Annotated in this window: 13 protein-coding genes; all 13 read left to right on the forward strand. The window is 63.5% G+C overall.

From position 1 onward, the window contains the following. The first annotated feature begins 8 nt into the window (after positions 1–8). The 13 genes from nuoI (at position 9) to XH85_RS22090 (ending at position 13589) form a co-directional block, all read left to right on the forward strand. Positions 9–503, forward strand: a complete 495-nt coding sequence (gene nuoI, locus XH85_RS22030; protein WP_210342510.1) for an NADH-quinone oxidoreductase subunit NuoI — start codon at positions 9–11, stop codon at positions 501–503. Positions 504–512: 9 nt separating this feature from the next. Beyond that, on the forward strand, positions 513–1151 hold the full coding sequence (locus tag XH85_RS22035) for an NADH-quinone oxidoreductase subunit J (RefSeq protein WP_128933448.1): 639 nt from the start codon (positions 513–515) through the stop codon (positions 1149–1151). Beyond that, positions 1148–1456 carry an NADH-quinone oxidoreductase subunit NuoK gene (gene nuoK, locus XH85_RS22040; RefSeq protein ID WP_008547737.1) on the forward strand — a complete coding sequence of 103 codons (309 nt, stop codon included), beginning with the start codon at positions 1148–1150 and terminating at the stop codon, positions 1454–1456. The genes XH85_RS22035 and nuoK overlap by 4 nt, the downstream gene beginning before the upstream one ends. Positions 1457–1464: 8 nt before the next feature. Next, complete coding sequence (gene nuoL / locus XH85_RS22045; protein ID WP_128933449.1) at positions 1465–3552, forward strand: NADH-quinone oxidoreductase subunit L; 2088 nt, start codon at positions 1465–1467, stop codon at positions 3550–3552. Continuing rightward, positions 3553–5058 (forward strand): NADH-quinone oxidoreductase subunit M, encoded by a 1506-nt coding sequence (locus tag XH85_RS22050; RefSeq protein ID WP_091885968.1) that lies wholly within the window; start codon positions 3553–3555, stop codon positions 5056–5058. A gap of 22 nt (positions 5059–5080) precedes the next feature. After that, entirely contained in the window at positions 5081–6517 is a 1437-nt protein-coding gene (nuoN, locus tag XH85_RS22055) for an NADH-quinone oxidoreductase subunit NuoN (protein WP_128933450.1), read from the forward strand. A 1-nt stretch (position 6518) separates the two neighbouring features. After that, positions 6519–7325 carry a biotin--[acetyl-CoA-carboxylase] ligase gene (locus tag XH85_RS22060; protein ID WP_128933451.1) on the forward strand — a complete coding sequence of 269 codons (807 nt, stop codon included), beginning with the start codon at positions 6519–6521 and terminating at the stop codon, positions 7323–7325. Beyond that, a complete protein-coding gene (locus XH85_RS22065; RefSeq protein WP_128933452.1) occupies positions 7325–8995 on the forward strand; it encodes a ribonuclease J in 1671 nt (556 codons plus the stop codon). Before XH85_RS22060 ends, XH85_RS22065 begins: the two co-directional genes overlap by 1 nt. 42 nt (positions 8996–9037) lie before the next feature. Then, positions 9038–9442 (forward strand): methylmalonyl-CoA epimerase, encoded by a 405-nt coding sequence (mce, locus tag XH85_RS22070; RefSeq protein WP_011087668.1) that lies wholly within the window; start codon positions 9038–9040, stop codon positions 9440–9442. 9 nt (positions 9443–9451) lie between these two features. Further along, the gene (locus tag XH85_RS22075; protein WP_128933453.1) at positions 9452–9727 is read left to right on the forward strand and encodes a DUF1467 family protein; all 276 of its coding nucleotides are present in this window, start codon (positions 9452–9454) and stop codon (positions 9725–9727) included. A gap of 34 nt (positions 9728–9761) precedes the next feature. Continuing rightward, positions 9762–10109 carry a hypothetical protein gene (locus XH85_RS22080; protein ID WP_128933454.1) on the forward strand — a complete coding sequence of 116 codons (348 nt, stop codon included), beginning with the start codon at positions 9762–9764 and terminating at the stop codon, positions 10107–10109. Positions 10110–10229: 120 nt separating this feature from the next. Continuing rightward, positions 10230–11516: an S-methyl-5-thioribose kinase gene (gene mtnK, locus XH85_RS22085; RefSeq protein ID WP_128933455.1), complete on the forward strand. Its 1287-nt coding sequence runs from the start codon at positions 10230–10232 to the stop codon at positions 11514–11516. Positions 11517–11999: 483 nt separating this feature from the next. Next, positions 12000–13589, forward strand: coding sequence for an ABC transporter substrate-binding protein (locus XH85_RS22090; protein ID WP_128933456.1), 1590 nt, complete (start codon positions 12000–12002; stop codon positions 13587–13589). Positions 13590–13608: the final 19 nt, after the last annotated feature.

Genomic DNA, 13608 nt, shown 5'->3' on the forward strand with positions numbered 1-13608 from the left:
GGTCCGCCATGGGTATCAACGTCAACGCCACTGCACGCTCGCTTCTGCTGTCGGAATTCGTCTCGGCGTTCTTCCTCGCCATGCGCTATTTCTTCCAGCCGAAGCCAACCATCAACTATCCGTTCGAGAAGAACCCGATCTCGCCGCGCTTCCGCGGCGAGCACGCGCTGCGCCGCTATCCGAACGGCGAAGAGCGCTGCATCGCCTGCAAGCTGTGCGAGGCGATCTGCCCGGCGCAGGCCATCACCATCGAGGCCGGCCCGCGCCGCAACGACGGCACCCGCCGCACGGTGCGCTATGACATCGACATGGTGAAGTGCATCTACTGCGGCCTCTGCCAGGAGGCCTGTCCGGTTGACGCCATTGTCGAAGGCCCGAACTTCGAGTTCGCGACCGAGACCCGCGAGGAACTCTATTATGACAAGGCCAAGCTGCTCGCCAACGGCGACCGCTGGGAACGCGAGATCGCGAAAGCGATCGAGCTCGACGCGCCGTACCGGTGAGGTGAGGGCATGATCCTTCCCGCGCTGTTCTTCTATCTCTTCGCCGGCGTTTGCGTCGCTTCGGCGGTGATGGTGATTGTCTCGCGCAATCCCGTGCACTCCGTGCTGTACCTGATCCTGGCCTTCGTCAACGCCTCCGGCCTGTTCGTGCTGATGGGCGCCGAATTCCTGGCGATGATCCTGATCGTCGTCTATGTCGGCGCGGTCGCGGTGCTGTTCCTGTTCGTGATCATGATGCTCGACGTCGACTTCCTCGAGCTGCGCGAGGGCTTCATCGAGTACCTGCCGGTTGGGCTGGTGATCGGCGGCATCTTCATGTTCGAGCTGCTGCTCACCGTCGGCTTCTGGGTCATCAACCCCGGCGTCTCCAAGACCATCACGGCGGCGATCCCGGCCAATGTCAGCAACACCGAAGCACTCGGCCTCGTGCTCTATACGAAGTACATCCACTACTTCCAGCTCGCGGGCATGGTGCTGTTGGTCGCCATGATCGGCGCCATCGTGCTGACGCTGCGCCACAAGGCGAGCGTGAAGCGGCAGGACATCAACGTGCAGAACGCGCGCACGCCGGAAATGGCGATGGCGATGCGCAAGGTGGCGTCAGGGCAGGGGCTCTCGGATGCCGATGCGGCGGAGTGGGTGAAATGACGATCGGGCTCGGACACTATCTGGCGGTCGGCGCGATCCTGTTCACGCTCGGGATCCTCGGCATCTTCCTGAACCGCAAGAACATCATCGTCATCCTGATGTCGATCGAGCTGATCCTGCTCTCGGTCAACATCAACCTCGTGGCGTTCTCGACCTTCCTCGGCGACATCGTCGGCCAGGTCTTCGCTCTCTTGGTGCTGACGGTCGCCGCCGCCGAAGCCGCGATCGGTCTCGCCATCCTGGTGGTCTATTTCCGCAACCGCGGCTCGATCGCGGTTGAGGACGTCAATCTGATGAAGGGCTGAGCTCAGTCATGGTTCAGGCAATTGTCTTTCTGCCTCTGCTGGGCGCTATTCTCGCCGGCCTGATCTCGCTGGTCGGCGCGCATGCCCGCAATCCCTCAGGCGACACGGTCGAACATCACGACGAGGCGCACGGTAATGGTGCGAATAACGGTCATGTCTCCGCTGCCTCCATCAAGGAGGAGGGGAGCGTCATTCATGAGACCCATGACGAGCCGGGCGACCACGAGCCGCCAGCGGCTGGTTCTCGCGCGGCCGAGCTGATCACGACGGGACTGCTGTTCGTGTCGGCGGCGCTGTCCTGGTTCACGCTGGTTGACGTCGGCTTCATGCATCACGACGCGCGGATCCAGCTGCTGCCCTGGATCTTCTCCGGCGACCTCCAGGTCTGGTGGACGCTGCGCGTGGACACGCTCACGGCCGTGATGCTGGTGGTGGTGACGACCGTTTCCTCGCTCGTGCACCTCTATTCCATCGGCTACATGGATCAGGACCCGAACCGGCCGCGCTTCTTCGGCTATCTCTCGCTGTTCACCTTCGCGATGCTGATGCTGGTCACCGCGGACAACCTCGTGCAGCTGTTCTTCGGCTGGGAAGGCGTCGGTCTCGCCAGCTACCTCCTGATCGGCTTCTGGTACCAGAGGCCTTCGGCGAATGCGGCGGCGATCAAGGCCTTCGTGGTCAACCGCGTCGGCGATTTTGGCTTCGCGCTCGGCATCTTCGCGATCTTCATGCTGGCCGGCTCGACCGATTTCGAGACCATCTTCCATGCCGCACCTGGCCTCACCGGCAAGACCATCAACTTCCTCGGCTGGCACGCCGACGCGCTGACCCTGACCTGTCTCCTCCTGTTCATGGGCGCGATGGGCAAGTCGGCGCAGTTCCTGCTGCACACCTGGTTGCCGGACGCGATGGAAGGCCCGACCCCGGTCTCCGCGCTGATCCACGCCGCGACCATGGTCACCGCCGGCGTGTTCATGGTGGCGCGGCTGTCGCCGCTGTTCGAACTCGCCCCTAACGCGCAGGCCGTCGTGATGTTCTTTGGCGCGACCACGGCGTTCTTCGCGGCGACCATCGGCCTCGTCCAGAACGACATCAAGCGCATCGTCGCCTATTCGACCTGTTCGCAGCTCGGCTACATGTTCGTGGCAATGGGGGCAGGGGCCTATTCGGTCGGCATGTTCCACCTGTTCACGCACGCCTTCTTCAAGGCGCTGCTGTTCTTGGGCTCCGGCTCGGTGATCTACGCGATGCACCACGAGCAGGACATCCGCCATATGGGCGGCCTCTGGCGCAAGATCCCTTATACCTACGCGGTGATGGTGGTCGGCACGCTGGCCCTGACCGGCTTCCCGCTCACCGCCGGCTACTTCTCCAAGGACGCGATCATCGAGTCCGCCTACGCCGCGCACAATCCGTTCGCGGTCTACGGCTTCCTGATGACGGTCATCGCCGCCGGCCTGACCTCGTTCTACTCCTGGCGCCTGATCTTCAAGACCTTCCACGGCGAGCCGCATGACGAGCATCACTACGAGGCCGCACACGAGGCCCCGATCTGGATGCTGATCCCGATCGGCGTGCTCGCGGTCGGCTCGTTCGTCGCGGGCCTTCCGTTCAAGGAGCTGTTCGCCGGTCACGGCATCGAGGAGTTCTTCCGCGAATCCGTGAAGATGAACCCGCACATCATCGAGGAGATGCACCACATCCCCGAGACCATCGCCTTCCTGCCGACGGTGATGATGGTGCTGGGCTTCCTGGTGTCGTACCTGTTCTACATCCGCCGGCCGTATCTGCCGGTCGAGCTGGCGAAAACGCAGCCGATGCTGTACCAGTTCCTGCTCAACAAGTGGTACTTCGACGAACTCTACGACGTCATCTTCGTCCGTCCGGCGAAGTGGATCGGCTATCAGCTCTGGAAGAAGGGCGACGGCTTCATCATCGACGGGCTCGGTCCCGACGGCGTCTCGGCGCGCGTGCTGGACGTCACCCGTAACGTCGTGAAGATCCAGACCGGCTATCTCTATCACTACGCATTCGCCATGCTGATCGGCGTCGCCGGCCTGATCACCTGGTTCATGTTCGGCTTTGGAGGCCAGTAAATGACAACCTGGCCCATCCTTTCCGTCACCACCTTCCTGCCGCTGGTCGGGACGCTGATCGTCTATCTCAGCCGCGGCGACGACGAGGCCGCGCAGCGCAACTCGCGCTGGATCGCGCTGTGGACCACGCTGATCACCTTCGCGGTGTCACTGATCCTGGTAGCGCGCTTCGATTCCTCGACCGCCGACTTCCAGTTCGTCGAGAAGGCGAACTGGCTCGCCACCGGCATCACCTACCACATGGGCGTGGACGGCATTTCGCTGCCCTTCGTGATCCTGACCACCGCCTTGATGCCGTTCTGCATCATCGCGAGCTGGAAGGTTACGAGCCGGGTGCGCGAATACATGATGGCGTTCCTGATCCTGGAAACGCTGATGGTCGGCACCTTCTCGGCGCTCGACCTCGTGCTGTTCTACCTGTTCTTCGAGGGCGGCCTGATCCCGATGTTCCTGATCATCGGCGTGTGGGGCGGTCCGCGCCGGGTCTATGCCTCGTTCAAGTTCTTCCTCTACACGCTGCTCGGCTCGGTCCTGATGCTGCTCGCCATCATGGCGCTGTACTGGAACGGCAACACCACCGACATTCCGACCCTGATGCACACGGCCGTGCCGCGGTCCTTGCAGACCTGGGCGTGGCTGGCCTTCTTCGCCTCCTTCGCGGTGAAGATGCCGATGTGGCCGGTGCACACCTGGCTCCCGGACGCACACGTCGAAGCGCCGACCGCCGGCTCGGTGATCCTGGCGGCGATCCTCCTGAAGATGGGCGGCTACGGCTTCCTGCGCTTCTCGCTGCCGATGTTCCCGCTGGCCTCGCATGACTTCGCGCCGCTGATCTTCACGCTGTCCACCATCGCCATCATCTACACCTCGCTGGTGGCGATGATGCAGGAGGACATGAAGAAGCTGATCGCGTACTCCTCGGTCGCGCATATGGGCTTCGTCACCATGGGCATTTTCGCCGGCACCATGCAGGGTGTCGCCGGCGGCGTGTTCCAGATGATCTCGCACGGCATCGTCTCCGGCGCGCTGTTCCTCTGCGTCGGCATCGTCTACGACCGCATGCACACCCGCGAGATCGCGGCCTATGGCGGCATCGTCAACCGGATGCCGCTCTACGCCATGACCTTCATGGTCTTCACCATGGCCAATGTCGGCCTGCCGGGTACCTCCGGCTTCGTCGGCGAGTTCATGACGCTGCTCGGTACCTTCAAGACCTCGATCCCGACCGCGTTCTTCGCCACATCAGGCGTCATCCTGTCGGCGTGCTATGCGCTCTGGCTATACCGCAAGGTCGTGTTCGGATCCTTGGTAAAGCCGTCGCTGATGACCATCAAGGACCTCACCTTCCGGGAGTGCCTGACGCTGTTCCCGCTGATCGCGCTGACGATTCTGTTCGGCGTCTATCCGCAGCCGGTGCTCGACATGTCGGCCGCCTCGGTCCAGCAACTCGTCAACAATTACAACACCGCTGTGACGGCCGTGAAGGCCGCCGCACTGCTCCAGTGAGCGGGCAGGTCAGGACATCGCCATGAGCTTTGAGACTGCAGGATATCAACTGGCGCCGGTGCTGCCCGAGCTCTTGCTCGCGGTCGGCGCGATGGCGCTTCTGATGCTGGGAGCCTATCGCGGGCAGGAGACGACCAAGACCGTCACCTCGCTGGCGGTGGTGCTGCTGATCGTGGTCGGCGCGCTCGTCTACATGCAGCCCGCGGGCAAGCAGGTCACCTTCGGTGGCAGCTTCATTGTCGACGATTTCGCCCGCTTCATGAAGATCCTGGCCCTGATCGGCTCGGCGGTGACACTGGTGCTGTCGACCGAGTTCCTGTCCGACCCGTCGCGGCGGATCTTCGAATATTCGATCCTGGTGCTGCTCTCGACGCTCGGCATGATGGTGCTGATCTCGGCCGGCGATCTGATCTCGCTCTATCTCGGCCTCGAATTGATGTCGCTGGCGCTCTACGTCGTGGCGGCCTCGAACCGGGACAATGCCAAGTCGAACGAGGCGGGCCTGAAGTACTTCGTGCTGGGCGCGCTGTCCTCGGGCATGCTGCTGTACGGCGCCTCGCTGATCTACGGCTTCACCGGCACCGTCAGCTTCACCGGCATCGCTACCGCCGCGACATCAGCGAATGTCGGACTGGTGTTCGGCCTCGTCTTCCTGCTTGCCGGCCTCTGCTTCAAGATCTCGGTGGTGCCGTTCCACATGTGGACGCCCGACGTCTATGAGGGCGCGCCGACGCCGGTCACGGCCTTCTTCGCCTCTGCGCCGAAGGTCGCCGCGCTCGCCGTCTTCACCCGCGCGACGCTGACCGCGTTCCCCGGCATCGTGCCGCAGTGGCAGCAGATCCTGGTGTTCGTGTCGATCGCCTCGATGGCGCTCGGCGCCTTCGCGGCAATCGGCCAGAGCAACATTAAGCGACTGATGGCCTATTCCTCGATCGGCCATATGGGTTTTGCCCTGGTCGGGCTTGCCTCCGGTACTGTCGAGGGTGCGCAGGGCGTACTGATGTACATCGTGATCTATGTGACGATGACGCTCGGCGCGTTCTCGGTCATCCTCGCCATGAAACGCAACGGCCAGGCGGTCGAGCAGATCAGCGATTTCGCCGGTCTGTCGCGGACCAATCCGCTGCTTGCCTTCTTCTTCGCGATGCTGCTGTTCTCGCTTGCGGGCGTTCCGCCGCTCGCCGGCTTCTTTGCCAAGTGGTACGTCTTCGTCGCCGCGATCAAGGCCAACCTGTTCACGCTCGCCGTCATCGGCGTGCTGACCAGCGTGGTGGGCGCCTACTATTATCTCGCCGTCGTCAAGACGATGTATTTCGACGAACCGGCCGGCCAGGTCGATCCGGTGCGCGTTGAGGTGCGGACGGTTCTGGCGGTCGCGGGTCTGTTCAACATCCTGTTTGCGCTGTTCGCGGGCCCGGTGGTGAGCGTGGCCTCCGCAGCGGCAAAGTCGCTGTTCTAGGATGGGGTTCGCGCTCGGTCCTCGCGCACAGGCCGCGGGCTTCAAGCTCGCGGCTTTCGAACGGACCGGCTCGACCAATACCGACGCGATCGAGCACGCCCGCGCCGGCGAACGCGGCCCGATGTGGTTCGTGACGTCCGAGCAGACTGCCGGCCGCGGCCGGCGCCAGCGCGCCTGGATCGCGCCACCGGGCAATCTCGCAGCCAGCATCCTCGAAGTCATGGACGTAGCCCCGCCGGTCGCCGCAACGCTCGGCTTCGCCGCCGGGCTGGCGGAAGAGGCCGCGCTGGAGAAGGTCAGCTTGGAGGCGGCGCTCCGCCTCGGCGAGGGCCGTCCCCGCTACGCCCTGAAATGGCCGAACGATGTGCTTGCCGGCGGCAAGAAGCTCGTCGGCATTGCGCTCGAGGCCGAGGCCGTTGGCGATCGTCTTGCCGTCGTCGTCGGCATCGGAACCAATGTCGTCGCAGCGCCGGAGGGCACGCCGACGCCGGCGGTCTCGCTCGCCGCCCTCGGCGTCCAGATCAGCGCGGAGGATTTGTTTGCGGCGCTGTCCGACGCCTGGGTCGAGTTCCGCGGCATTTGGGACAACGGCCGCGGCTTTGCAGAGATCCGAAAGCTCTGGCTGGAGCGCGCCGCCGGCCTCGGCGAGAAGGTCGCAATCCACACGGGAACGATGACGCTGGAAGGCATTTTTGACACCATCGACGACACAGGCTGTCTGATCGTCCGCACCGCGGAAGGGCGGCGGGTGCCGGTCGCGGCGGGCGAGGTGTTCTTCGGCCCGGCCGCCTCCGTGGGAGCTGCGTGATGGCGAGGCCCGACGAACTGGTGTTTGCGCCGCTCGGCGGCGTCGGCGAGATCGGCATGAACCTGTCGATTTACGGCCTCGGCAACCGCCACCAGCGCGCCTGGCTCGCGGTCGATCTCGGCGTCTCCTTCGGTGACGAGGAGCATCTTCCAGGTATCGACCTGATCATGCCGGACATCTCTTTCCTGGAGAAGGAACGCAAGAACCTGATGGGCCTGGTGCTCACCCATGCCCACGAGGACCATTTCGGCGCCATCATCGATCTCTGGCCGAAGCTGCAATGCCCGATCTACGCGACCAAGTTCAGCGCGGCGCTGTTCGAGGCCAAATGCGCCGCCGAGCGCGGTGCGCCCAACATTCCGGTGACGGTGGTCCCGTCCGGGGGGCGCGTCGATGTCGGGCCGTTCAACGTCGAGTTCATTCCGGTCGCGCATTCGATTCCGGAAGCGCATGCGCTGGCGATCCACACCGAAGCCGGCACGGTGCTGCACACCGGCGACTGGAAGATCGACCCGACCCCGACGCTGGGGGCCCCGACTGACGAGAGGCGCCTGCGCGAGCTGGGTGAGCAGGGCGTGCTCGCCTTGATCGGCGATTCCACCAACGCGGTGCGCGACGGCCGCTCGCCGTCGGAGGCCGAGGTCGCCCGGACCATCATTGATCTCGTGAAGGCCGCCAAGGGCCGCGTCGCCGTCACGACCTTCGCCTCCAACGTCGCCCGCATCAAGGCGGTGGCCGAGGCTGCGAAAGCCGCCGACCGCGAGGTCGTCGTGGTCGGCCGCGCGATGGAGCGCGTGGTGCAGGTCGCGCGCGAGACCGGTTATCTCGACGGCGTGCAGAGTTTCCGATCGCCCGAGGTCTACGGCCATCTGCCGCAGGACAAGGTGCTGGCGCTGTGCACCGGCAGCCAGGGCGAGCCGCGCGCGGCGCTGGCGCGCATCGCCAATGACGACCATCCCGAGATCACGCTCAATCGCGGCGACAGCGTCATCTTCTCCTCGCGCACCATTCCCGGCAACGAGAAGGCCGTCGGCTCGATCATCAACAATCTGGTGCTCCAGGGTGTCGAGATCATCACCGACCGCGACCATCTGGTCCACGTCTCCGGCCACCCGCGCCGCGACGAGCTGCGCGATCTGATTTCCTGGGTGAAGCCGCAGCTTCTGATCCCCGTCCATGGCGAGGCCCTGCACCTGCACGAGCACGCAAAACTTGCGCGCGCCGCCGGCGTGCCGCGCGTGCTGGTCTGCCGCAACGGCGATCTCGTCAAGCTCGGTCCCGGCGATCCCGGCATTGTCGGCGAGGTGCCGTCGGGCCGTCTCTACAAGGACGGCATGATCCTGGAGGACGCAAAATCCCGCGCGGTGGTCGAGCGCCGCCGCATGGCGTTCTCCGGCTGTGCCTTCGTCGCCATCGCCATGACGGAGCAGGGCGAGCTCGCCGACGATCCCGAGGTCGATCTCGTCGGTATCCCCGACAAGAACAGGGCGGGTGAGGGCTTCGACGACATCGTCTTCGATGCCGTTGTCTCCACCATCGAAGGCTTGCCGCGGCCCCGCCGCCGCGATCCGGATGCGCTGGCCGAGTCAGTGCGACGCGCTGTCCGGGCCGTGATCAACGAACATTGGGGCAAAAAGCCCCCCTGTCTGGTACACGTGCTGACAGTGTAGCCTAGGCGTGGTCTCCGGATCACGCTGTGAGGGAGAAGAAACATGCTGGGTCGGCTCAATCACGTCGCGATCGCGACCAAGGACGCCGTCAAGGCCGCAAAGATCTATGGCGCCGCATTCGGAGCGCAGATTTCGGAAGCCGTGGCGCTGCCCGAGCACGGCGTCACCACCGTGTTCGCGACGCTGCCCAACACCAAGATCGAGTTCATCGAGCCGCTCGGCGAAGCCTCGCCGATCGCAAAGTTCCTCGAGCGCAATGCCGACGGCGGCATCCACCACGTCTGCTACGAGGTCGTCGACATCATCGCCTCGCGCGACACGCTGGTGAAGGAGGGCGCGCGCGTGCTCGGCGACGGCGTGCCCAAGATCGGCGCCCACGGCAAGCCGGTGCTGTTCCTGCACCCCAAGGATTTTTCCGGCGCTCTGGTCGAGATCGAGCAGGCATAAGACCGCCCCATGGCCATCCAGATCTCAACGGCGATCGCGATCTACTTCGTCATCTGGTGGATCGCGCTGTTCCTGACGCTGCCGTTCGGCGTGCGCAGCCAGCACGAGGACGGCGTCGGTGCGCCTGGCACCGACCCCGGCGCGCCGATCCTGACGCGGATGGGGCGCAAGCTGATCTGGACCACGATCATCTCGGCGATCATCTACGGCCTCGGCATGGCCGCTTATCACGCCGGCTATCTCTCGATCGAACGCCTGTCGAAGATGATGGGAATGCCGTTCTAGACGTTTTTTGCTGATTATTGTTTTGGGGGGAAGAATGACTTTTCAGCGCATCGTCATCGCGCTTCTGGTGCTGATCGTCGCCGGCCTTGGCGCGATCGGCTATGTCGAATGGAAGATGGCGGTGCAGGTGCGCACCCTGAAGGCATTCGTCGAGGGCTACGTCTTCAACGAGGCGGTGATGGCCTGCGAGCAGGCCAAGAGCTCGACGCCGTTCAAATGGAACGGGGGCAAGAGCACCTCGGTGATCGGCCTGAACTCAGTCAAGCTGGACAAATACACCGTCAGCGCCAGCTACACGCTGGTGGCGGACAGCGTCTATTGTGATTACGATCCGATCAAAAGAAAGGCCGGGATCGGCTCGAGCTTCCTGGAGCGGGAGTAACGATCCGGCCATATCAAGAGCATGATCCGGAAAAGTGCGAAGCGGTTTTCCGAGAAGATCATGCTCAAATAATAATCTAAAGCGCGATCTCATCGCGCTTTAGCATGGGATGGGATCGTCATGGCGCAGGAGCAGGGGGACTACCGGATTCTGCATGAGGCGGCGTTGCGGGATTATCTCGCAGGCCGGCCTGAAATCGCCGCACTCCTTGGCGGTGAGCCACCATCCTGGGCGATCACCGAAGTCGGCGACGGCAATCTCAACCTCGTCTTCATCGTCAAAGGTGGGCGCGGCGGCATCGCGGTGAAGCAGGCACTGCCTTATGTGCGCCTCGTCGGCGAGAGCTGGCCGCTGCCGCTGTCGCGGGCCCATTACGAATATCTGGCGCTGTCGAAGCAGGCCCAGCTCGCACCCGGACTTGTGCCAGCGTTGTTGCATCACAACGAAGCTTTGGCGCTGACGGTGATGGAGCTGCTCGAGCCCCATATCATCATGCGCAAGGGGCTGGTTGCGGCAACGCAATATCCGCGCTTTGTCGACGACATCAGCACCTTCATGGCGCGGACGCTGTTCTTCACCTCCGATCTCGCGCTCTCCGCTTCCGAGAAGAAGCAGGGCATCGCCGCCTTCGCCGGCAATCACGCGCTGTGCAAGATCACCGAGGACCTGATCTTCACCGATCCCTACCGCGTCGCCGAACAGAACCGCTGGACCGCGCCTTACCTCGATGGCTTGGCCGCGAGCCTGCGCGACGACATGGACCTGCATGTCGCGATCGCCCGGCTGAAGCTGAAGTTCATGGCAAGCCCCGAGGCGTTGATCCACGGCGACCTCCACACCGGCTCGATCATGGTCACGGAGAGCGAGACGCGGGTGATCGACCCGGAATTCGCGTTTTACGGCCCGATGGGATTCGACGTCGGCGCCGTGCTGGCCAACCTGCTGATGGCCTTTTTCGCCGCCGCCGGCCACGAGCGCTCGCCGGCCGAGCGGGCCGCATTCGAGGGCTGGGTGCTGGAGACTATCGAGCAGGTCTGGAACGAATTCGCGCGAAAATTCCTCGACCTCTGGCGGTCGGAGGCCAGCGGCGATGCCTATCCGGTCTCACTCTTTGCCGGCGAGAGGGGTGTCGGACGTCTTGAGGCCGAGCGGCAGGCCTACATGCAGCGCCTGTTCACTGATACGGTCGGCTTCGCAGCCGCAAAAACCATCCGCCGCATCTTCGGTCTCGCCCACAATATCGACTTCGAGCTGATCGAGGACCCGAAGAAGCGGGCGATCAGCGAGGCCCGCGCCGTGCGTCTGGCAAGGGCGATGATGGTGGAGGCGGCGGCGTTTCGGACGATCGCTGACGTCACCGGCGCCGCGCGAAAATTGCGCGATTGGCAGCCGGAATTGTCAAACTGAGGACCCCGCGAGAGCACTCCGTCATTGCGAGCCAACGGGTTCGCGCGAAGCGCGGCCCGATGACAGGCTCCGCGAAGCAATCCAGAGTCCCTCTCCGGAAAGACTCTGGATTGCTTCGTCGCAAGGGCTCCTCGCAATGACGGTGGATAGAGCTGCGCTCGCAATGACGGGGAGGGATTGTCGCTGAACGTCAACAAAGCCGCACCGGGAGCAGGACGCCGTGCGCGATTTCTCGGGCTCGGATAACGATCCTGAGCTTGGTCGCGTCGATCGCGAAGACTGTTCACTGGTTCTGGTCGCTCGATGACGCACCGCGTCAATCGGCGGCTTGCATCGCCCGGGGGATGCAACCTGAGCCCTGAGGTCTCCGTCGAAGGGCTGCTATTCGGAACCGGCATCGGTTGCCACAAAAACGAAGCTTGCTTTCGACAGGCGACGAATGATCAAATCCCTGATCGGAATTCCTGCGTTGTTGGGGGACTCATGATGTTCAGGATGATTGCGGTCGTCGCTGGTTTGGGGCTGGCGCTGGTCACCACGGCAGAGGCCCAGACCCCGCGCAAGGGCGGAACCATCCGCATGACCGCGCCCTATGGCTCGAGCTTCTCCAGTCTGGACATTCATACGACGCAGCGCGCCCAGGACGAGATCTACGCCAAGGCCCTGCATCGGTCGCTCTACATCTGGAATTCCGCGGAAGGCAAGCCGGTCCTGGAGCTTGCCAAGGAGGACGTGGTCTCGGGCGGAGGCCTGGTTCACACCTTCAAGCTGCGAGACGATGCCTATTTTCACAACGGCCGCAAGATGACGGCTGACGACGTCATCTGGTCGTACAATCGCATCATGGACGGCACCAAGGCCTATCCCGGCGCGCGTTTCGTCCGGGTGATCGAGGGCGCGGCCGCAGTGGAGAAGGGCCAGGCCAAGGAGATCTCCGGCCTGAAGAAGATCGACGACTTTACCGTTGAGATGAAACTGACCGAGAAGGTCGATCCGGGCTTCTATTTCTTCAACGCGCTGACCTCGATCTATCCCGCAGACGAAGGTGCAAAGGAAAGCTTCATCCAGAAGCCGATCGGCCTCGGCTCGTTCAAGTTCGTCGAGCACGTGCCGGGATCGCGCATCGTCCTGGAACGTTGGGACCGGTTCTACAAGCCCGGCAAGCCCTATGCCGACAAGCTCATCGTGTCGGTCATGGGCGAGGCCGCGGCCCGCGATGTCGCCTTCCGCAACAAGGAGATCGACACCTCGGTGCTCGGGCCTGCACAATATGTCGCCTATCAGGCCGACCCTGCCCTCAAGGGCACCATCGTCGAAGTCGCCGAGGTCTTCACGCGTCACATGGGGATGAATCCGGCATTCAAGCCGTTTGCCGACAAGCGCGTCCGGCAGGCGATCAACCACGCGATCGATACTGACCTGATCATCAAAAAGCTGGTCAAAGGCAAGGCCTATCGCGCCACCAGCTGGCTGCCTCTGACCTCGCCAATCTACGACAACACAATGAAGCCCTACGCCTTCGATCCCGCGAAAGCAAAGCAGTTGCTTGCGGAGGCCGGCTATCCCACGGGCTTCGAATTCGAATGGACGACCAGTCAGAATGAAAGCTGGGGTCTGCCGATCGTCGAGGCCATCATCCCGATGCTGGACCGCGTGGGCATCAAGGTGAAGGTCAAGCAGGTCGAGACCGCGGTGCTGGCGGAGGTCATTAAGAAAGGCGACTTCCAGGCCTATGTCTATTCCATGGCGACAGGGCCGGATCCTCAGGCGGCGCTGAAATGCTTCTACTCGTCGACGCCGCAATCAGCCTGCAATTACACCTCCTTCAAGAACGCGGATTTCGACAAGCTGATCGACGAAGCCGGGCAGACCGACGACGCTGCAAAACGCGACCAATTGCTGCAGAAGGCCAATGCCCTGCTCTATGAGGAGGCACCGGTCTGGTTCTTCAACTACAACAAGGCGGTCATGGCGGTGCAGCCGTGGCTGAAGGGGATTCAGTTGAATGCGACGGAACTGACCCATCAGAACGTCGAGGACCTCTGGGTGGACGAGTCGTCGCCCGCCAAGTGACACGCGCTCTCACCCTCCC

Source organism: Bradyrhizobium zhanjiangense (genome assembly GCF_004114935.1).
In the GTDB taxonomy this organism is placed as follows: Bacteria; Pseudomonadota; Alphaproteobacteria; order Rhizobiales; family Xanthobacteraceae; genus Bradyrhizobium; species Bradyrhizobium zhanjiangense.